18 protein-coding genes are annotated in these 21,456 nt (G+C 28.0%); 6 read left to right on the forward strand and 12 right to left on the reverse strand.

Annotated features, from left to right (window positions below):
• Positions 1-674: Gfo/Idh/MocA family protein (locus Q1J76_RS01985; protein ID WP_300366028.1), on the forward strand; the 674-nt coding region annotated here is incomplete at its 5' end.
• Positions 675-769: 95 nt separating this feature from the next.
• On the opposite strand, the gene Q1J76_RS01990 is transcribed toward Q1J76_RS01985, so the two are convergent.
• From Q1J76_RS01990 to Q1J76_RS02010, 5 genes are all read right to left on the reverse strand, one after another.
• Entirely contained in the window at positions 770-1,402 is a 633-nt protein-coding gene (locus Q1J76_RS01990) for a hypothetical protein (protein ID WP_300366031.1), read from the reverse strand.
• A 69-nt stretch (positions 1,403-1,471) separates the two neighbouring features.
• On the reverse strand, positions 1,472-1,879 hold the full coding sequence (locus Q1J76_RS01995) for a YbaN family protein (protein ID WP_300366035.1): 408 nt from the start codon (positions 1,877-1,879) through the stop codon (positions 1,472-1,474).
• Positions 1,876-2,292, reverse strand: a complete 417-nt coding sequence (locus tag Q1J76_RS02000; RefSeq protein WP_300377834.1) for a nitrous oxide-stimulated promoter family protein — start codon at positions 2,290-2,292, stop codon at positions 1,876-1,878. The genes Q1J76_RS01995 and Q1J76_RS02000 overlap by 4 nt, the downstream gene beginning before the upstream one ends.
• Before the next feature lie 93 nt (positions 2,293-2,385).
• Complete coding sequence (locus tag Q1J76_RS02005) at positions 2,386-3,684, reverse strand: variable surface protein VspJ (protein WP_300366041.1); 1,299 nt, start codon at positions 3,682-3,684, stop codon at positions 2,386-2,388.
• Between the two features lie 110 nt (positions 3,685-3,794).
• Complete coding sequence (locus Q1J76_RS02010) at positions 3,795-4,463, reverse strand: hypothetical protein (protein WP_300366044.1); 669 nt, start codon at positions 4,461-4,463, stop codon at positions 3,795-3,797.
• Positions 4,464-4,708: 245 nt separating this feature from the next.
• Here Q1J76_RS02010 and glyA point away from each other — a divergent pair, with 245 nt between their 5' ends.
• On the forward strand, positions 4,709-6,118 hold the full coding sequence (gene glyA / locus Q1J76_RS02015) for a serine hydroxymethyltransferase (protein WP_300366047.1): 1,410 nt from the start codon (positions 4,709-4,711) through the stop codon (positions 6,116-6,118).
• Positions 6,119-6,173: 55 nt separating this feature from the next.
• Here the strand turns inward: glyA and Q1J76_RS02020 are convergent, their stop codons facing one another.
• Together Q1J76_RS02020 and Q1J76_RS02025 are read right to left on the reverse strand one after the other, a co-directional pair.
• Positions 6,174-6,608, reverse strand: coding sequence for a PTS sugar transporter subunit IIA (locus Q1J76_RS02020; RefSeq protein ID WP_300366050.1), 435 nt, complete (start codon positions 6,606-6,608; stop codon positions 6,174-6,176).
• Between the two features lie 12 nt (positions 6,609-6,620).
• On the reverse strand, positions 6,621-7,277 hold the full coding sequence (locus Q1J76_RS02025) for an HAD family hydrolase (protein ID WP_300366053.1): 657 nt from the start codon (positions 7,275-7,277) through the stop codon (positions 6,621-6,623).
• A gap of 235 nt (positions 7,278-7,512) precedes the next feature.
• On the opposite strand from Q1J76_RS02025, the gene Q1J76_RS02030 reads away from it, so the two are divergent.
• From Q1J76_RS02030 to adhE, 3 genes are all read left to right on the forward strand, one after another.
• Positions 7,513-8,271: a glucosamine-6-phosphate deaminase gene (locus tag Q1J76_RS02030; RefSeq protein ID WP_300366056.1), complete on the forward strand. Its 759-nt coding sequence runs from the start codon at positions 7,513-7,515 to the stop codon at positions 8,269-8,271.
• Between the two features lie 218 nt (positions 8,272-8,489).
• Positions 8,490-9,650, forward strand: a complete 1,161-nt coding sequence (locus tag Q1J76_RS02035; protein WP_300366059.1) for a phosphopentomutase — start codon at positions 8,490-8,492, stop codon at positions 9,648-9,650.
• Between the two features lie 240 nt (positions 9,651-9,890).
• The gene (adhE, locus tag Q1J76_RS02040; protein WP_300366062.1) at positions 9,891-12,494 is read left to right on the forward strand and encodes a bifunctional acetaldehyde-CoA/alcohol dehydrogenase; all 2,604 of its coding nucleotides are present in this window, start codon (positions 9,891-9,893) and stop codon (positions 12,492-12,494) included.
• Between the two features lie 70 nt (positions 12,495-12,564).
• Here adhE and Q1J76_RS02045 read toward each other — a convergent pair whose 3' ends face one another.
• The 5 genes from Q1J76_RS02045 to Q1J76_RS02065 all read right to left on the reverse strand — a co-directional run bounded on the left by Q1J76_RS02045 (position 12,565) and on the right by Q1J76_RS02065 (position 17,015).
• Complete coding sequence (locus Q1J76_RS02045; protein WP_300366065.1) at positions 12,565-13,095, reverse strand: Gx transporter family protein; 531 nt, start codon at positions 13,093-13,095, stop codon at positions 12,565-12,567.
• Positions 13,096-13,104: 9 nt separating this feature from the next.
• Positions 13,105-13,467, reverse strand: coding sequence for a NusG domain II-containing protein (locus tag Q1J76_RS02050; protein ID WP_300366067.1), 363 nt, complete (start codon positions 13,465-13,467; stop codon positions 13,105-13,107).
• A gap of 23 nt (positions 13,468-13,490) precedes the next feature.
• Positions 13,491-14,474, reverse strand: coding sequence for a CdaR family protein (locus Q1J76_RS02055; protein WP_300366070.1), 984 nt, complete (start codon positions 14,472-14,474; stop codon positions 13,491-13,493).
• Positions 14,471-15,205 (reverse strand): diadenylate cyclase CdaA, encoded by a 735-nt coding sequence (cdaA, locus tag Q1J76_RS02060; RefSeq protein WP_300366073.1) that lies wholly within the window; start codon positions 15,203-15,205, stop codon positions 14,471-14,473. Before cdaA ends, Q1J76_RS02055 begins: the two co-directional genes overlap by 4 nt.
• Positions 15,206-15,320: 115 nt before the next feature.
• A complete protein-coding gene (locus tag Q1J76_RS02065) occupies positions 15,321-17,015 on the reverse strand; it encodes an amidohydrolase (RefSeq protein WP_300366076.1) in 1,695 nt (564 codons plus the stop codon).
• 627 nt (positions 17,016-17,642) lie between these two features.
• Here Q1J76_RS02065 and Q1J76_RS02070 point away from each other — a divergent pair.
• Positions 17,643-21,389 carry a phosphoribosylformylglycinamidine synthase gene (locus Q1J76_RS02070; RefSeq protein WP_300366079.1) on the forward strand — a complete coding sequence of 1,249 codons (3,747 nt, stop codon included), beginning with the start codon at positions 17,643-17,645 and terminating at the stop codon, positions 21,387-21,389.
• Positions 21,390-21,456: the final 67 nt, after the last annotated feature.

Below are 21,456 nucleotides of genomic sequence, written 5' to 3' on the forward strand. Positions count from 1 at the left end.
AAACTTATGCCCAAGCCGTTGAATTGGAAGAAATAGTTAATGAGAAAAATGTTATACTTCAAGTAGGACATGTTGAAAGATTTAATGGTGCCGTTCAAGAACTTCATCATATAATAGAAAAAGCATATTTAATAGAAGCCAGAAGATTAGCTCCTTTTACTCCTCGTATTACAGATGTAGGAGTGGTATTTGATATAATGATTCATGATTTAGATATAGTAACATCTTTCGTAAAGAAACCTATTGTAAGATTTTCAGCAAGTGGAAAAAGAATAAGAACTAATAATGAAGATATTGCAAGTGCATTACTTGAATTTGAAGATTCAACGATAGCTACGATAAGTGCAAGCAGAGTAACTCAGGAAAAAATAAGAACATTAGCTATAAGTACAGAAGAGGCATATTTTATATTAGATTATGCCACTCAGGATATAACTATACATAGACAGGCAGCAAGTCAAAGTAATATAAAAACTTCTGTAGGAATTAATTATAAACAAGAATCTATAATAGAAAGAGTATTTATACATAGAGATAATCCTCTCAAATTGGAAGATGAACATTTTGCAAAATGTATATTAGGTAAGGATAAAAGGTTTGTTTCAATAGAAGATGATGTTAATACTATCAAATTAACCGAATCCATTTTAAAAGAAATAAAAAAAACTTGGTAATATTTTAATAAAGTAAATAAAAAACAATTGCTTAGTAATATTATGTTTACTAAGCAATTATTAACTATTAGGAGAAAGCAACAAACATAATAAATTTACAAATAATACCTTCCTCCAACGCTTATTCTCCCAAAACCAGCTTTATTTATCTTATCAGAATACCCAAGTTCTTTTCCATTAGGAACTAAATGCAGACCGCCTCCAAACTCTAATACTATTGCTACATGCTTACTTACATTTATATTGAAACCAGCTCCTCCTCCTACTTCCCAATAATATGGAGAACTAAATAAAAATTTTCCGCTTTTATCAGGATCAAAAGATAAAAAACCAAAACTAAAAAAAGTAAAACCATATCTAGATATAGTTATCTTTCCTGTATATTCATCTCTATTTCCAAAAGTAAATTTCTGCATAAAACCTAGTGTATACATTTGAGGGCTTTCATCGTAAATTTTTGAACCGATAATAGAAGTAAAACTTTTCATCTCAAAATTATTAAATTTAAATAATTTAAATCCAAATTCTACATTGACACTTGTTTTTATAGAGTCAGAACTGCTGTATAATCCTATGGAAAAAAATCTATTATCCAATCCTGAAGATAAACCTTTTTTTTCTATATTTTCTTTTTTATCTGAATTCTGATTTTCTTCAGAATAAATTTTATTATTAAATAAAGCTAGAAATATAATACAAAATATAAAAACATATTTCAATATTTTCATAAAAATGTTCTCCCATAATTATTATAAAATAATAGTTTATTAATATTATTAAATTGATAATAATTAAATTTATTCTCTATCTTTGATTTTATTAAAAGTTTCTTTATTGCTTTCATCTTCTTTTATAGTCTTTATTTGAGTAAAGAAATATAAATATTTTCCAATAAATAAAATAACAAGAACAATCCTAGCATGCAAATTATTAACAAAAATAAAAGTAATAATTAACATAGCACTAACAGGCAAAAGTATAGTAAGTTTAGATTTTAAAGTCATAGATCTTGACTGAACAAAACTCTCTAAATGCTTCTTATACAATTTTGTAGACATAAACCAATCATGGAATCTTTTAGAACCCTTAGCAAAAAAGAATGATGCAAGCAAAAGAAAAGGCGTTGTAGGAAGAATAGGTACAACTATACCAACTGCTCCGATACCTACAAAAAGAAAACCTAAACATATAAACAATATTCTCATAATACACCATTAAAATTACTTTTTTTATTTTGCTTATTATTTTTTATATTATGTTTTATCATAACAGCCACATGCTTTAATGCCAAAATAGGCTTATGAAAAAGCATTCTTTTTCCTGAGAAAGTCATTATTTTTTTTATTTTTTCTTTCATATCCTTTTTGTAGCAATGAGAACTGCAAGCACTGCAAAATGTTTTTGTAGAAATAAATCTGCATTTAGAAGTTCTTTCACATGCATAATTATAAATATCTTCACATTCCTTACAAATACTTTTATTTCCAAATGTTTTAGTACGATTTTTATGATATTCACTATGTTCATATTTGCAATACAATTCAATCATATAAAACACCATTTTTTTTTCATAATCTATTTTTTTATTTATCTTATTATCAGTATTTACAATATCCATATTAAAAGCCATATTTGTTTTTCATATTGGGTATTTTGATTTATAATACAAAATACCCAATAATATATTTCCCAATATCAATAATTTAGCTAATTAAAATTTCCAAGTAACACCTGTACTTCCATTGAATGCAAGTCCGTTATCAGCACTGTTTCCAATTGCATCAATAGTAGTAGCACCTCCAATCTGAGCTTCAAAGTACCATTCCAAATTTGGAAGAGGGCTTATTGTTAATTCCCCGTAAACTAAATAGCCAACAGAATAGAATACAGGAGGCATTCTAACAGGCTTTGAAGTTGTAACATATTTATTTATACCACCTGTAAGCATCGAAAAAGAAATTGCAGGCTCTAAATAAAGAGATATAAAGTCATTTTCAGCAGTAAAACCTACAGGAACAGATACACCAATAAATTGCGGTTTTGTTATATAATATTCTGTTCCGCCTATTTTTACAGAAGCTCCTTCCATTGTAGAAATGATATTATGTGCAGTAAAATCATACCAAGGGGGCAATGGCGAACTACCTTGACCACTGCCAAGTTCAAAAGCTCCATAAGGATTTGATGCATCTATATTATAAGAACCAAAACTAACATTTCCTTCTTTTGTTCCTTTTCCTCCGGGTATATTAACTTTGTATCCTGTACCTTTAAAATCTTGTACAGAACCTTGATATAATACTCTTATTTGGGGCTCTATCAATATAGGATCTGTTGCAGCTATAAAATACCCTCTAACATCTATTCCTATAGACTGTCCCATTGTATCTTTAGTAAATCCATAATTTGGTTCCTGAAACTGAACGATAGGAGGCATACCTTTTATAGCTGTATATCTGCTCTCATTAGCTTTCATAGAATACATACCATATTTTAAATTAACTCTTAATCTACTGAATATACTATTTCCAGTATAATATTCTAATCTTATATCTGTTGATACTGCAATATCTCCGTCATTAACTTCTCCGCTTCCTACACCTATTGTAACAGGTATATTAATTCTTAGATTATCATTTAATGCAGTTGCTGTAATTATAGGTGTATGTGCCTGCCAACTTCCTGATACATATTTAAATTGATATCCAACTCCAATACCAAAACTATCATTTTTATATCCTATTCCTACTATTGCAGCAGGTCTGAATTTACTTATTCCACCCTTAATTCCATCATCAACATTATCAAATAATACACCAGCGGTTTCTCCCGTAACACCAATCATAAATCTTACATTAGAAGAGCCTGCTAAAACTCCAAATCTATCTAATCTAACTCTTAATTGATTTTCATCAACTAAAAAATCATTAAAATCTTCTAGAACAGTATAAGAAAATGCAGCATATACACTCAATACTAAAGCTGCTAGAATATAATATAAACGTCTCATATTTTTATCCTTACTTTATTTTTATATTTTTTTAACAACTTTACAATTTTAATTAAAACAAAAATATTTTATACAACCCTACTCAATTAAATCTTATTCTTTAGAAACTCTTATAATGATTTGTTTTTATTATTATTTCTCTCTAATGCCTCCTTTAGTAATTCTCCGTTAGGATATATATTTTTACTCATTTCAATATATTTTTTATAATTTTCATCATCTTTCATCTTAAAATAGTATTGAGATAGCCAAACATATGATAAATACTTTTGATACTGCTCTTTAGAATTGCCCAATGCTTTATTAAAATATTCAAATGACTTTTTAATACTTCCGCCTGCTATCGCTGGAGTATGCATATACCCTATAGCCGTTCCTAAAAGAGCAAAAAAATTAGATTCATCTTTTTCTAAAATTTTATTATATATCTCTTTACTTTTTGAACCAAATTTTATTATTTCAGGTACTTTAGAATAATAAATAATATAATTCATAAGTTCACTTACACTTATTAAATAATCAATATCATTAGATTTTATATAATCTTTATTCTGATCTATAGCTTCTTTTAGATAATTGTATTTATCTTTTTCATCTTTTATAGATTTTGATTTTATTAGATTAACTATATTTTTATATGTCTGAGAATTATTTTTTTCTATTTCTCCTATATTATAACTAGATGAGTAATATCTGTTATAAAAATTATTTATATCTTTTGAAGTATAAGAATAAATAACACTAGCTACTAAAATATATATAACTATTATATATCTCATTTCAACCCTCTAAAAGTTAATAACATGACTTAATTTGTTAGTATATTCTAACATTTTAGAAAAAAAAATCAATAGCTGAAAAAGAAAATATTTTATTTTTATAAATATCAAAATACAAAAAATATTTTTATCAAAAAAATCTAAAATTATATATAATACAATTTTAACAATTGAAAAAAAAACTATATTGGTATATCATTATTCAAATAAAAATTTGATTAAATAATAAATCTTATGGAGGAAATATGGCTGTATCTAAGAAAAAAGTAGCAGATAAATCTTCGTTAAAAAAGGTTTCCAAATCTGCTAAGAAGACAGTTGTTACAAAAAAAGCAGCATCTAAAAAAACAGTAAAAGCTGCAGAAAAAAAAGTAGCTGCACCTAAATATTATGTATCAGAAGCTCCTTTAAAGAGTGCTGATAAAGAAATTTTTGCCGCAATGAAAAATGAGTATAAAAGAGAAGTTAATGGTTTAGAGCTTATAGCTAGTGAAAATATAGTTTCACGTGCAGTTATGGAAGCACAAGGTTCTATATTCACAAACAAATATGCTGAAGGCTATCCATCAAAAAGATATTATGGAGGATGCAGCGAAGTAGATGTTGTAGAAGATTTAGCTAGAGAAAGAGCTAAAAAATTATTCAAAGCGCCTTTCATAAATGTACAGCCACATTCTGGTTCCCAAGCTAATATGGGAGTTTATATGGCTATTCTTAAACCGGGAGACACTTGTTTAGGATTATCTTTAGATTCAGGTGGACATTTAACACATGGTAAGAATGTTAATTTCTCTGGAAAAATATATAATTTTGAGCATTATAATGTAAGAAAAGATACAATGCAAATTGATTATGATGAAGTTAGAGATATAGCAAAAAGAGTTAATCCTAGATTAATAGTAGCAGGCGGAAGTGCCTATCCTAGATTTATTGACTTCAAAAAATTCAGAGAGATAGCTGATGAAGTTGGTGCTTATTTAATGGTTGATATGGCTCATATTGCAGGATTAGTTGCTGCAGGTGTTCACCCTAGCCCAGTACCTTATGCTCATTTTGTTACAGGTACTACTCATAAAACTTTGAGAGGTCCTAGAGGTGGATACATTATCTCTACAGAAGAAGAGTTAGCTAAAAAAATAGATAAAACTATATTTCCTGGAATACAGGGCGGTCCTTTAATGCATGTTATAGCTGCTAAGGCTGTATGTTTTAAAGAGGCTTTAGACCCTAAATTTGTTAAATATCAGGAGCAGGTTGTAAAAAATGCTGAAGCTATGACTAATATGTTCCTTGCAAAAGGTTATGAATTAGTTTCAGGCGGTACTGATACTCATTTAGTATTAGTTGATGTAAAAAAATCTAAAAATATAACAGGACAGCTTGCAGAAACTGTTTTAGATAAAGCTCATATAACTATAAATAAAAATGGAATACCATATGATACTGAATCTCCAATGGTTACAAGCGGAATAAGACTTGGAACACCTGCTATAACTACAAGAGGATTAAAAGAAAAAGATGTTATGGAATTAACTCAGTACATAGATGAAGTTTTAAGTAATAGCAATGATGAAAAGATGATTAATGCTATTGCTAAAAAAGTAGCTACTTTATGCAAAAAATTCCCTATGTATAAATTCATAGCTGATATGTAAAATTTTAACAAATAAAGGGAGCATCATATTAATGAAGCCCCCTTTCTTTTTATAATTAATTAAATAAATTCAAAATCTCTTCTTCTGTTAAATCTTCTTCTATCATACTTTTTAATAAATCTTCATTATCGAGAAAAGTTGCAAGCTCAGCTATTGAATCTTGATGACTGTCAAAATCTTCAGCGGCAAATGCAAAAAATAAATATACTTTTTTGTCAGTTTGATAAAAATTAACCCCTTCCTTAACCTTTAATAAACTTATAGAAGTTTTTATAACACCATTTTTAGGGCTTGAATGAGCAATAGCTACACCATCAGTTATAACTATATAAGGACCGTTTTTATAAACATCATTTATAATAGAATCTACATATCTAGGTTCTATATTTTTAGCATCTAAAAGAGGTTGAGAAGCAATTCTTAAAACTTCTTCCCAATCTTCTATACTATCTTTAATTTGTATTTTTCCATATAACATATCTCTCAGCATAATTAATCCTATCTATATTTCTATATAATTAAATATTTCATCTATTTTATCTAAAACTATAGAAGCCCCTTTTTCTAGTAACTTTTCTCTGCTGTAAGTATTAGTAATAGCAACAGATTTTATACCAGCCATTTCAGCAGCTTCAATACCAGCCAAACTATCTTCAAATATTAATACATCATCTTTTTTTAATTCATTATTGTAATTTTTTAAAAGTTCAAATGCATACAAAAATAAATCAGGTTCAGGTTTCGCTTTTAATTTTTCATTATGACATGAATAGCCTTTTATATATTTTGATATACCCTTTTTATCAGAGATATTAGTAACATAATCTATATTGCTATTGGATGCTATAACAATATCAATATCTTTTAATCTTTCCAATGATTCCATAACACCGTCAAAAGTTTCTAAATCTGTATCTAAGATTTTATAAAAATAAATTTCAGCCTCTTTGAAAAAATTATCAGGGATATAATGCCCTTGACTTCTTAATATATTATCAATATCTTTAGTTTGATAGCCAGCCAAAGAATTAAAATCAACATTTTTAAGAGCATTCATCTCATTAGAAACATGAATCAATGCTCTAGTATATAAACTCTCACTATCAACCAAAGTACCGTCAAAATCAAATATTATACTTTTAGGTTTTATAATATCCATACAATTATCCTTATTTTATCAATAGATGCAGATATGATATAATAAGGATATTTAAATTTCAAGAATATTTTATTACATAAAATTTTTTAATATGTAAATATCTATGAAATATATAGTAAATATCATGATAAAAAAATAAATAAAAATTATTATATTTGATAATAAATAATACATATGTTATAATTGTAAATAAGAGAATTATGAAAAAACACAAATAAAAAAGGAGTATATGATTATGGGATTAAAATTAATCATTGCCAAAGATGCTAATGGAGTTGGAAAAAAAACAGCGGCAGAAATTATTAATTTATTAAAAGTAAAAAAAGATGCTACTTTAGGGCTTGCTACAGGAGGTACTGCTGAAGCTGTATATCCTCACTTAATAAAAGCCTATGAAAAAAAAGAAATAGATTTTAAGAATGTTAAGTCCGTTAATTTAGATGAATATAAAGGATTGGATCCTAAAAATGATCAAAGCTACAGATACTTTATGAATAAAAATTTATTTGATCATATTAATATAGATAAAAAAAATACTTTCGTACCTAAAGGCATAGGAGATAAAGATAAAATATTAAAAGAATTTAATGATAAAATAAACAAATTGCCTAGAGATTTGCAGTTATTAGGGGTAGGACCTAATGGACATATAGCTTTTAATGAACCTAATGAGGCTTTACATGCAGATGCATTATGTGTAAAACTTGATGAAAAAACTATTAAAGCTAATTCTAGATTCTTCACTTCAGAAAAAGATGTACCTAGAGAAGCATTCAGTATGGGTATGGGAGGAATATTAAAGGCGAAAAAAATAGTTATAGCTGCTATAGGTAAAGGTAAAGCTGCTGCTATGAAAGAACTTCTTACAAATGATAAAGTTACAACAAAATGCCCTGTTACTTTCCTTAAACTTCATGATGATGTTGTTGTTGTTATAGATCAGGAATTGGCTGATGCTATAGGTTTGGAAAAGAAAAAAGGATGTAAAAAATAATAATAAATAACTTTGAATATTACTTTTATTATTTATAAATAGGGATAGTTTTAATACTGTCCCATTTTTTTATATTGCTTTTATTTCATATGCTAATCTTTTTTTATTGATTACTAATAAAAAAACATATCCGCACAAGTTTTTATTAGATATAATATTTTATTTTATTAATATCAAATGGTTAATTATAATATAAATATAAAAATTAGGATAATCAAATGAATAAAAAGAAAGCAGTTTTAATAGTAGTTGATAGTTGCGGTGTAGGAGCATTACCAGATGCTGAATCATTTGGGGATAAAGGAGTCAATACACTTGCTAATTTGGCAAAAGTTAATGGCGGAATAAATATCCCAAATATGGAAAAAATGGGTATTGGAAATATAATAGATATAGAAGGCGTATCAAAAAACGATAATTCTATAGGCTATTATGGTAAGGCTATAGAAACCTCTAAAGCAAAAGATACAACTACAGGACATTGGGAAATAGCGGGGCTTGTATCAGATAAACCTTTTAATACATATCCGAATGGTTTTCCAGAAATCACTATAAAAAAAATAGAAGAGTTTTCTGGAAGGAAAGTAGTATGTAACAAGCCCTATTCTGGTACAGAAGTCATAGATGATTATGCAGATGAGCAGTTAAAAAATGGTTCTTTAATAGTATACACTTCTGCCGATTCGGTACTTCAAATAGCAGCACATGAAGAAATAATACCTATAGATGAACTCTATAGAATATGTAAAAAATCTCTTGAAATATGTAATGAATACTCTCCAGTTGCAAGAGTTATAGCACGTCCATATATAGGAAGTAAGGGAAATTATAAAAGAACTGAAAGAAGACATGATTATTCTGTTCCTCCAAGCGGTGAAACTATACTTGACAGACTAAAAAATAATAATCTTCCCGTTGTAGGAATAGGAAAAACAAGTGATATATTTGCAGGTGTAGGTATCACCGATAATAGACAAACAAATAAAAACAATCTTGATGGTATAGAAAAAACGATTAATGCTATTAAGGAAATTGATGAAGGATTAATATTCACAAATTTAGTTGATTTTGATATGCTCTATGGACATAGAAGAGATCCTAAAGGATATAAAAATGCCCTGGAGGAATTCGATAAATATATACCAGAAATGTTAGAAAATCTAAATGATGATGATCTATTTATCATAACGGCAGATCATGGATGCGATCCAACATACAAAGGAAGTGATCATACAAGAGAGTATATACCAATACTTGCTTATGGTAAAAATCTAAGAAAAAATGTGAATATAGGTGTAATGGAGTCTTTCGTTTCAATAGCTGCTACTATAGAAAAGCATTTACTTGGTAATACTAAACTTAAAGGAAGTTTCATATAAGTATCATATGTAGTTTTTGTATTATATATGATTCATCTATACTTATAAAACAATATTTTATAAAAAATACTACATGTTCAACAATATAATAAAAAACATAATAACATTTACAGAAAATTATAAATACCCTATATTTTTTTGTATATATAGAGTATTTATAACAACTATAGTATTGACTTTATGTTAATATATGCTACTATATATGATAAGCTTATCACAATTTATATTAAGGAGATAAAGATGAATAAAGAATCAAAGGGAAAAAGCGGCAATTCAGTACTTGATGATTTAATAGCAAAGGCTAAAAAAGCACAGGCTGTATATGCTGGTTTTACTCAGGAACAGGTAGATGCTATATTCAAAGCATGTGCGATAGCTATTAATAGTAGAAGAATACCTCTAGCTAAAATGGCTTGTGAAGAAACAGGTATGGGTATAGTAGAAGACAAAGTTATAAAAAATCATTTTGCTTCAGAATATATTTATAATAAATATAAAGATACAAAAACCTGCGGTATTATAACTGAAGATATAGCAATGGGAATGAAAAGAGTTGCTGAGCCTATTGGTATTATAGCTGGAGTAGTACCTACTACAAACCCTACATCAACAGCAGCATTCAAAGCATTGATAACTTTAAAAACAAGAAACGCTATAGTATTCTCACCTCACCCAAGAGCAAAAAAATGTACTGCAGAAGTTTGTAAAATAATCAATCAAGTAGCTGTAGAACATGGTGCTCCAGATGGATTAATCAACTGTATTGAAGAACCTACTGTAGAACTTTCAGCAGGATTAATGAGTCACCCTGAAATAGATTTAATTCTAGCTACAGGCGGACCTGGTATGGTTAAAGCTGCATATTCAAGCGGAAAACCTGCTTTAGGCGTAGGTGCTGGAAACACTCCTGCTATTATAGATGAAACTGCTAATATAAAAATGGCTGTTAACTCTGTTATTTTAAGTAAAACTTTTGATAATGGTATGATATGTGCAAGTGAACAAACTGTAGTTGTTGTAAAAAGTGTTTATGAAGAAGTAAAAAAAGAGTTTGTTTACAGAGGAGCTTATCTTTTAAATAAAGAAGAAAAAGCAAAATTAAGTAAAGTAATAATAATAGATCGAGCTTTAAATGCTAAAATAGTAGGTCAGCCTGCTCATGTTATAGCAAAAATGGCTGGAATTACTGTTCCTGAAGAAACTAAAATACTTATAGGAGAAGCTAGTTCTATAAGTAAAGATGAAGCTTTCTCTTATGAAAAATTATCACCTGTACTTGGCATGTATAAAGCTGAAGATTATGAAGATGCTTTGAATAAGGCACATAGTTTAATAGTATTCGGAGGACTTGGACATACTTCTGTATTATACACTGATGAAGATAATCAAAAAGAAAGAATAGCTAAATTCTATGAAAGAATGCCTACAGGAAGAATACTTATAAATATGCCTTCTTCTCAGGGAGCTATAGGAGATGTTTATAACTTCAGATTAGAGCCTTCTTTGACATTAGGATGTGGAAGTTGGGGTGGAAACTCTACTAGTGAAAATGTAGGTGTTAAACATCTTTTAAATATCAAGTCTGTAGCTTCAAGGAGAGAAAACATGTTATGGTATAGAGTACCAGAAAAAATATATCTAAAAAGAGGTTCTTTAGATGTTGCTTTAAGAGAATATGCTAATAAGAAAAGAGCATTAATCATAACAGATGGACCTCTTTATAAATTGGGTGTTACTGATAATGTTACTAAAGTATTGGATGATATAGGAGTTAAATATACTGTATTTTCTGATGTAAAACCAGATCCTACTTTAAGTACGGTAAGAGATATAGTAAAAACTGCTAATGCTTTTGAACCTGATGTAATTATATCATTGGGAGGAGGTTCTCCTATAGATGCTGGAAAAATTGCTTGGTTATTATACGAAAATCCTCAAGTTAAATTTGAAGATATAGCTATGGTATTTATGGATATAAGAAAAAGAATATGCGATGCTGGAGAATTAGGAAAGAAAGCTCAATTTGTTGCTATACCTACAACATCTGGTACAGGTTCTGAAACTACTCCATTTGCCGTTATAACAGATGATGCTACTCATATTAAATATCCTATCACTGATTATTCTTTAACTCCTGATATGGCTATATTAGATGCTAATTTAGTTATGAGCATGCCTAAAAGCTTATGTGCTGCAAGTGGTATTGACTCTTTAACTCATGCTCTTGAGGCTTATGCTTCTATATGTGCTACAGAATTTTCTAATTGTAATGCTGAAAAAGCTATTAGACTTATATTCAAATACTTACCTTCTTCATATAAGGAAGGTGCTGAAAATCCTGAAGCTAGAGAGTATATGCATTATGCCGCTTCTTTAGCTGGTATGGCTTTTGCTAATGCATTTTTAGGTATTTGTCACTCTATGGCTCATAAATTGGGTGCTGCTTTCAATATACCTCATGGTTTTGCTAATGCTCTTCTTATATGTCAGGTTGTAAAATATAATTCTAATGAAAAGCCTAGCAAACAAGGTTTATTCCCTCAATATAAATATCCTCATGTAAGAGCAAGATACGCTTCTGTAGCTGATATACTTGAACTTGGCGGTAAAAACGATACTGAGAAAGTAGCTAATTTGATAAAGGCTATAAATGGACTTAAAAAAGAATTGGATATACCTTTGTCTATTAAAGAATATGGTATAGCTGAAAAAGACTTCATGGCTAAACTTGATGAAATAGTAGAACAGGCATTTAATGATCAATGTACTGGTGCTAACCCTGTTTATCCACTTATGAAAGAATTAAAACAGATTTATTTAGATGCTTATAATGGAGTTTATTAATAAAAAAATAGTTTTATAATTTCTAGGCTGGCATTAATATTTGATGTCAGCCTTTATTATTATGAAAATATCACTTAATAATATCGTTTTTCTTGTCTAAAAATAATATCATAGTGATAATACCTACAATACTTCCAGTAATAAGTGATAATATAAATACAGGGACTATTAAAAAACTAATATCAGGAAGTTTAAATAAATATTTAGATAGAAATGCCTGAGATAAATTACTTATTAAAGCTCCTATTAAACTTATTCCAAAAATAGAAAAAGCATTCTTAAAATAACTCATTAATTTCATAACTATAATAGATGTTATACCTCCGCATAATCCCAAATAAAAAGGAGGAGTCAATATATAAGCGAATACCAAAGCGACGGATACATTCTTTATTAATATTAATAATAATAATTCTTTAAAGCTGAATACATCTATAACCATCAATACAACAATAAAAGAAAAACCTATTCTAAAATATGGTATAGGTCTTGGAAACATATTTTCTACTGCCGCGATAAATGATGATATAAAGGCAAAAAATATTACATCATATATTCTTCTTTTACCAGAATGAAATTTTATACTTTCTAAAAATACCATAAATAATTCCTATTGAACTACAGAGTCTATTTCAATATCATTCTCTACATTTTTTTCAAATCTTATAGATATACCATTGGGCATACATATTATAGGGGAATTTTTAAGTATTCCAGATTTAATGCATAATTTATCTCTACAAGGTGAAGAATTAAACATAACCTGTCCATTACTTATAATTATTTTAGATTCTCCTAACAATCCATTGACTATAATTTCTCTATCGGTATTCAAATCATATCTAAAAGACTTATCATAAGAATCTATAATTATTTTACTGCTTTTATTTGATATTAAATTCCTAGCATAAAAAATAGAAAAAATAATTATAAATAAAAATATTATCATATCACCATATTTTAATTTGTACATTATTTGATTAATTTACCTATTATTTAATTATCGTTAGAAATTTCTCTCTTTGTTATCTCAACATCAAAAAATGAAGGTTCTATCTCTACAAGTTTTGTATGAACAGGTATATTAGCCTCAACAGATACATTTGAATATATGCCATTATTAGTCATATCTTTTAAATCAATGGATAATATAATATCATCAATAGATATATTGGTAAGCAAAGTTTTATTAGCCTCTAAAACCAATCTATTAATAACAAAAGCCTTATCAGAATTAACATTAAATTTACTATTTAGATTATCTATATTAATGGCAATATTATTAAACTCTATTTTGTCTACATCTTTATTAAAAATCACATTAACATTAACCCTAGAAACATCAGATTTTATATTAGTAGGTAAATTTATTCTTGATATAGTAGAATAATCCAAATATTTATCAGTCAAATCTACATTATATGTTTTAACTTCATCTATAGAAGATATTAAAGTTTTAGGACCTGATATTATAGTATTAGAAGGATTAACTATTATATTATCAACCTCCAAACCAAAAGAAACAACTCCATTTGTTGATACAATTATAGGAACTGTTTTATAAGCAAGATCATCCAAAACAATAGGTATTTTATTTGGATTTACTGTAATATTCATCTTTGAATAATCTATATCTCCAGCCAAATATACATCATACATATTACTTCCTATTGAGGCATTTGTAAGATCAATATAAGTTCTCAATTCTGTTGGAAGTTCATATACATTATCTTTGAAACCTTTTAAAGTTATGATAATATTTTCAGGTATACGATTTGCTATTAATAATCTTGAAGGTATATTTTTTATTTCAACTTTTGTAATATAATCTTTTGTATATTCCTTTTGATATCTTACAAATAAAAATAATATAAAAGACATTAAAAGACATAATAATTTTATCCAAAATCTATTAGTTATGCTGGCTAACATTCTTTTGAAAGTAAATTTACTTAAATCTGATTTTTTATTATCTTTCATTTTTTTATCTCTAAAAGCTCTCCAAGTCTTTTATCTAGCTCTTCTCTAGTTAAATTATATTCCAATATTCCATTATGAACAATTGATACACATTGAGTTTCTTCTGAAACAACAACTACTACCGCATCTGTTTGTTCTGATACCCCAAGTGCCGCTCTATGTCTTGTACCAAGCCTCCTATTTTTTATTTTTGGTTCTATTTCTGTAAGAGGTAAATATGCACTGGCTGCCGCTATTCTATTTTCCATTATTATAGCAGCACCATCATGAATAGGATTGTTTTTAAAGAATATTGATTCAATAAGCTCCATGGATATATCTGCATTAATCTTTACAGCCCTATCCACTAAAGAATGTAATGATATATTCCTTTGAAAAACAATTAAAGCGCCATAGCCTTTATATGACAAATTAAAAGTGGCGCTTAATATCTTCTGTATCTGATCTTCATCATATCTAAATGAATTCTTAAGAAAAGCCCTTCCTCCCAATATTATAAGAGCATGCTTAATTTCCGCCTGAAAAAGCACTACTATAGTTATAAGTCCTACTTGAAAAAATTGGTCAAATATCCATGATAATGTAGAAAGACCGAACACTTTTGCTATTAAAGTTATAAAAAATAGTATTATAAAACCTATTGCTATGCTATATGCTCTTGTATTATGCATTAGCATATAAATTATATAAAATAATACTGCAACTAATGATATATCAAGAGCGTAAAACAAATACCTCCAATTTGTAGTTGATATAAAATTATTTATAACATAAAGCATAGTTTTTATATTATATCATAATATAAATATTTGTAAATATAACTTTATTAACAGAGTAATATTAAAATTATATAGCGGAATCATTCAAATATAATGTTTTTCCTTCTTTAATGGTTTCTAATACCTTTATATCTTTTATACTCATAGGGTTGCATGTAATAGGATTATCACTTAATATAACCAAATCAGCTAATTTTCCCTCTTCTATAGTACCTTTTGAATTTTCTTCTTTGTTTTGATAAGCTGCATTAATTGTTATAGCTTTCAAAGCGTCATAAGGGCTAACTTTCTGATTTTCTCCTAATAATACACCATTTTTTGTAACTCTATTTACTGCACACCAAATAGTTTCAAGCATATCTGGTTTTCTTACAGGAGTATCCTGATGATATGTGAAAGCCAAATTATTATCTAATGCAGTTTTTGAAGCACTTATTTGAGAAGCTCTTTCCATACCCAAATTAATCAAATGAGTATCTCCCCAATGATATATATGTGCTACAAATATAGAAGGTATAATATTAAGATTAGACATAGAAGTATATTGATCTTCCCTTATTATTTGGCTATGTACCAAAACCGCTCTGTAATTATTAGTTGTATTTCTTTTTATCATAACATTGCTGAATGCATTAATATACTGCTCTGCTGCGGCATCTCCATTACAATGTGCCTGAAGCTGCATTTGATCATCTAAAGCTCTTTCTACAAATTTTTCTACTGATGCATCATCGTATGTAGCATATCCTCTATATCTTACAGGTCCGCTTATATAAGGCTGTCCTAACCATGCTGTTTTTGCTTGAGGAGAACCGTCTAAAAATATTTTGTATCCACCTATTTTGAATTTATTTTTATAAACTCCTATCATTTCTTTATTAGTTTCTGCTATAGATGCTGAATTTTTCAAATCTACAAATCCTATTATATCAATTTTGAATCTTTTATTATCTATCATCTTCTTTATAAGCGGAAATTCTGCTGTTGAAATCAAAGCATCTTGTGCTGTTGTAATACCATATCCTAAATAAACATCTTCTGCCTTATTAATAAAGTCCATTAATTTTTCTTCTGTAACTCCAAAATTAATTTGTGAAGAATAATGCATAAAGGCTGTTTCTTCCATATATCCTGTAGGTTTTCTGCTGTTAGGATATCTTTCTATTAAACCACCGTCAATATCAGGAGTGTTTTCATCTATACCAAACATTTCTAATGCTTTTGAATTCATAACACCAACATGTCCTGAAGTATGAGTTAGAAATATAGGGTGAGTAGTAGAAATTTTATCTAAATCATCTCTATTAGGATTTTTTTTATCTGGAAGTAAATTATTATCATATCCAAACCCTATTATCCAAGTATCATCTTCCAATTTGTTTACTTTCATATAATTTGTAATGCTATTAGCCATTTCAGCTAAATTGGTAACCTCTGTTAAATCTACAGTTGTAAGTGCCTGAGCCAATCTCACTATATGACTATGAGAATCTATGAATGAAGGCATTAATGTTTTTCCATCTAAATCTATTACTTCAGCATATACATTATCAATTAAATTCTTTTCATCTTCCTCAGTGTAAGCAACTTTCATTATTGTATTATCTCTAACCTCTATAGCCCTTGCATAAGAAGGTTCATTTCCTTTCATAGTAAGTATATTACCATTATGATAAACTTTAATTTTATGAGTGATTTTATCATGGCAGGAATTAAAAAATAAAGATAAAACTATCAATAATATAAAATATAATTTTTTCATTTTAGTACCTCTTTTTTATATAGTTATTTTTATTTTATTGTTTTCATTATCAAATATCATGCTCTTATAATATCTGTCACCTATAGTTATAGGATATGATGCGATTTTAAATACGTCTTTTTTCTAATTCTTTTGTAAGTAAATCAATTTCATCCTTTCTTTCTACAGATATTCAATATGAGCAAATCTGTATAATTCATAATTTTTATTTTTTCTTTAATATCTTTTATAGTAATTAATTCAAATCTACAATTATCTTCAAATGTAAGAAAATATGATTCAAAACCTTTTTACTCATTAAGATATTTATCATTAGATTAGCAATTAAAATATTTAATATAAAAATTTTTAGTTCTTCCAAATCTTTTATCTAAACTGCAATATTTTCATTTTATTATCCAATTATAATCTTATATGACATAAAAATGAACGATATTATAACATTAACAAAAAAAATAAAAAAAGACTAAATAACCATTTATATATAGAATTATTAAAAAAATAATGAACTATAGTAAAAATTCTTCAATTTACTTATGATAAAAAATCATTTTATAAAAACTATTGATATAATAAACATTGCATATATAATCATTATATTAAAAATTTAACTTAGGAAATAATATAATGAACTATCGTATCTTTATAGAAAAAAAAGAAGGTTTTAATTTAGAAGCCAAAAGATTAGAAAATCAATTAAAAGAAAATTTCAAAATAAAATCCTCCGTAAGACTTCTTAATGTTTATGATATATTTGATATAGAAGAAAGCGAGCTGAATAATTCTATTAAAGTAATATTTTCAGAGCCTCCTACTGATAAAATAGTTGAAAAAAAAGATTTTGAGAGTTTAAAACATTTTGCTGTTGAATATTTACCAGGACAATTTGACCAAAGAGCAGATTCAGCATTACAATGTTTGAAGCTCATTTATAATGATATTAAAGATGTTTCTATAGTAAGTGGAAAAGTAATAGTTTTTGAAGGCGATATTGATGACAGTACTATAGAAAAAATAAAAAAGTTCTATATAAACCCAGTAGAAAGCAGAGAAAAAGATTTAAAAAAACTGGAAGTGGAAGAATCTCAGAAAGCTGATGATATTAAAAATATTGAAAATTTTATTAATCTTAATATAGAAGAACTTCATAAATTCAGAGATAATCTTGATTTGGCTATGACTTATAAGGATATAGAGTTCGTACAAAATTATTTTAAAAATGAAGAGAAAAGAAATCCTACAGAAACAGAGATAAAAGTTCTTGATACATATTGGTCGGATCATTGCCGTCATACGACATTCATGACAAAGATTAATGATGTAAAATTAGAAAATGATAATAGTAATTTTTCAAAAATTGTACTAAATACCATTAACAGATATTATGATATTAGAAAAGAGCTTTACGGAGAAGATGCTGATAGTAAAAGAGATATTAATTTAATGGATATGGCTACAGTATCAGCTAAATATATAAAGAAGAAAGGAAAGCTTGAAGATTTAGAAATATCAGATGAAATAAATGCATGCTCTATTTATATAAATGTTGATGCTGTTGATGAGAATGGAAAAAACAAAACAGAAAAATATTTATTGATGTTTAAAAATGAAACTCATAATCATCCTACAGAGATAGAACCTTTTGGAGGAGCATCTACTTGTTTGGGAGGAGCTATAAGAGATCCTCTCTCTGGAAGAAGCTATGTATATCAGGCTATAAGAGTTACAGGAAGTGCTAACCCTTTAGAAAAGCTTGAAGATACTTTGGATGGAAAACTACCTCAAAAGAAAATAACTACTACTGCGGCAAGTGGTTATTCATCATACGGTAATCAAATAGGACTTACAACTTGTTTGGTTAATGAAATATATGATGAAGGATATAAAGCAAAAAGACTTGAAGTGGGTGCTGTTGTAGGTGCTGTTCCTTCTGATTATGTACGAAGAGAAAAGCCTAAAGCAGGAGATATAGTTATAGTACTTGGAGGAAGAACAGGAAGAGATGGATGCGGTGGTGCTACAGGTTCATCAAAAAGTCATACCAATAAATCTTTAAGATTATGTGGTGCTGAAGTACAAAAGGGTAATGCCCCAGAAGAGAGAAAGATTCAGCGATTATTCAGAAATAAAGAAGTTGCTAAATTAATAAAAAAATGTAATGATTTCGGTGCGGGAGGTGTGTCTGTAGCTATTGGAGAATTATCCGAAGGAATAGATATCAATCTTGATGTACTTCCAGTTAAATATTTGGGGTTAAATGGTACTGAACTTGCTATATCAGAATCTCAGGAGAGAATGGCTGTTGTTGTTGAAAATAAAGATGCGGATAAATTTATAAAATTAGCTAATGAAGAAAATATTGAAGCTACAAAAGTTGCTGTAATAACTGATACTAACAGACTTGTAATGTTTTTAAAAGGCAAAAAAATTGTAAATATAAACCGTAATTTTTTAGACACTAACGGAGCTAAACAGGAAACTAATGCGGTATTAAAAGATATTAATTTTGAAAATAATCCTTTCAGTACAAAGAATGCATGTTCTCTAAAATCACATTGGTTTAATATGATAGAAGATTTAAATGTTGCTTCTCAAAAGGGACTAGTTGAAATGTTCGACTCATCTATAGGTGCAACAACTGTATTAATGCCTTTTGGAGGAAAATATCAAATGACTCCAAGCGATGTAAGTATTCAGAAAATACCAATATTTGATAATAATGCAAAAGAAATAAATACTGCTTCTGCTATATCTTGGGGGTATAATCCTTCTATAATGAAATGGTCTGAGTTTCATGGAGGTATATACTCTGTTATAGAATCTATGTCAAAACTTGTTTCTATTGGTGCAAATTATAAAAATATAAGATTATCATTTCAAGAATATTTTGAAAAATTAGGACAAGATGCTAAAAAATGGGGAAAAGTTTATTCGGCATTGCTCGGTACTATATATGCACAAACTGAATTTGATATACCTGCAATAGGAGGAAAAGATTCAATGAGCGGTACTTTCAATAATATATCAGTGCCTTCTACATTAATATCATTTGCAGTGTCGGCTGTTGATAGTAATGATGTTATATCTCCAGAGTTTAAATCAGTTAATAATTATGTTTACTTAATAAAGCATGATATGCTTGAACATTATATGCCTAATATTGCTGAAATAAAAAATAATTTTGAGTTTATACATGAAAATATAAAGAATAAAAAAATATTATCTGCATACACTATTAAATTCGGAGGCATTGCCGAAGCTGTAACAAAAATGTCTTTCGGAAATAAAATAGGTATTGATATAAAAGATGAGCTTTATTTCTTTAATTTGATGCCTGCCTCATTTATAATCGAAACTAAAGAAGAATTAAATTATAAAAATGCCGTACTAATAGGAAAAACTATTAATGAATATGAAATAAAAGTATGTGGAGAAGTAATAGATTTAGAAGCAATAGAAAAATCATGGCTTGATAAATTATCATCAGTATTCGCTTACAAAACTTATGAAGATATAGAAACTTATTCATTAGCCGAGTATAAAAGAGAGACCCCGTTTATATGCAAAAATAAAAAGGCTAAACCTAATGTTTTAATAGCGGCATTCTTGGGTACTAACTGCGAATATGATACTCAAAAAGCGTTTTCTGATGCAGGAGCTGATACTGATATTTTTGTATTTAGAAATATAAAGCCTGAATACATAAAAGAATCAATAGATAAGATGTCTAAAAAAATAGATAATTCTCAAATATTCATGATTCCGGGTGGATTCAGTGCTGCTGATGAGCCTGACGGTTCTGGAAAATTTATTTCTGCAATACTTACAAATGAAAAGATAAAGAATTCAATACATAAATTATTAGAAAGAGATGGACTAGTTTTGGGTATATGTAATGGATTTCAGGCATTGATAAAATCAGGGCTTCTTCCTTATGGTAAAATAGGAAATATTACTGAAAAATCTCCAACTCTTACATTCAATAAAATAGGAAGACATATTTCTCAAATGGTAACAACGAAGGTAGTATCAAATAATTCGCCTTGGCTTTACAATATACCTTTAGGAAGCGAATTAGTAGTTCCTGTTTCTCATGGAGAGGGAAGATTCTTTGCTGATGAAGATATAATAAAAGAACTAATCAAAAAAGGACAAATTGCAACACAATATGTTAACTTTGAATCTAAACCTACTAATGAGTTCAGATTTAATCCTAATGGTTCCGCTTATGCTATAGAGGGTATACTTTCAGAGGATGGAAAAGTGTTCGGTAAGATGGGACATAGTGAGAGATATGCAAATAATTTATATAAAAATATTATCACAAAAGATATTTATAATATTTTTGAAAATGGTGTTAATTATTTTAAGTAATACATTATTAAACTCTATATAAAAAATAAAGCTGCAGTCTTTATTTGAGAATGCAGCTTTTATTTAT

Source organism: Brachyspira sp., assembly GCF_029258575.1.
Classification (GTDB): domain Bacteria; phylum Spirochaetota; class Brachyspiria; order Brachyspirales; family Brachyspiraceae; genus Brachyspira.

Bases quoted from the DNA above. Each gene is read 5' to 3' on its own strand.
- Q1J76_RS02020 (WP_300366050.1), bottom strand. From the start codon at position 6,608: ATGCTGAGAGATATGTTATATGGAAAAATACAAATTAAAGATAGTATA.
- Q1J76_RS02045 (WP_300366065.1), bottom strand. From the start codon at position 13,095: ATGGTATTTTTAGAAAGTATAAAATTTCATTCTGGTAAAAGAAGAATA.
- Q1J76_RS02065 (WP_300366076.1), bottom strand. From the start codon at position 17,015: ATGAAAAAATTATATTTTATATTATTGATAGTTTTATCTTTATTTTTT.
- Q1J76_RS02025 (WP_300366053.1), bottom strand. From the start codon at position 7,277: ATGGATATTATAAAACCTAAAAGTATAATATTTGATTTTGACGGTACT.
- glyA (WP_300366047.1), top strand. From the start codon at position 4,709: ATGGCTGTATCTAAGAAAAAAGTAGCAGATAAATCTTCGTTAAAAAAG.
- Q1J76_RS01995 (WP_300366035.1), bottom strand. From the start codon at position 1,879: ATGAGAATATTGTTTATATGTTTAGGTTTTCTTTTTGTAGGTATCGGA.
- Q1J76_RS02030 (WP_300366056.1), top strand. From the start codon at position 7,513: ATGGGATTAAAATTAATCATTGCCAAAGATGCTAATGGAGTTGGAAAA.
- Q1J76_RS02055 (WP_300366070.1), bottom strand. From the start codon at position 14,474: ATGAAAGATAATAAAAAATCAGATTTAAGTAAATTTACTTTCAAAAGA.
- adhE (WP_300366062.1), top strand. From the start codon at position 9,891: ATGAATAAAGAATCAAAGGGAAAAAGCGGCAATTCAGTACTTGATGAT.
- Q1J76_RS02050 (WP_300366067.1), bottom strand. From the start codon at position 13,467: ATGTACAAATTAAAATATGGTGATATGATAATATTTTTATTTATAATT.
- Q1J76_RS02035 (WP_300366059.1), top strand. From the start codon at position 8,490: ATGAATAAAAAGAAAGCAGTTTTAATAGTAGTTGATAGTTGCGGTGTA.
- Q1J76_RS02010 (WP_300366044.1), bottom strand. From the start codon at position 4,463: ATGAGATATATAATAGTTATATATATTTTAGTAGCTAGTGTTATTTAT.
- Q1J76_RS02000 (WP_300377834.1), bottom strand. From the start codon at position 2,292: ATGGATATTGTAAATACTGATAATAAGATAAATAAAAAAATAGATTAT.
- Q1J76_RS01990 (WP_300366031.1), bottom strand. From the start codon at position 1,402: ATGAAAATATTGAAATATGTTTTTATATTTTGTATTATATTTCTAGCT.
- Q1J76_RS02005 (WP_300366041.1), bottom strand. From the start codon at position 3,684: ATGAGACGTTTATATTATATTCTAGCAGCTTTAGTATTGAGTGTATAT.
- Q1J76_RS02070 (WP_300366079.1), top strand. From the start codon at position 17,643: ATGAACTATCGTATCTTTATAGAAAAAAAAGAAGGTTTTAATTTAGAA.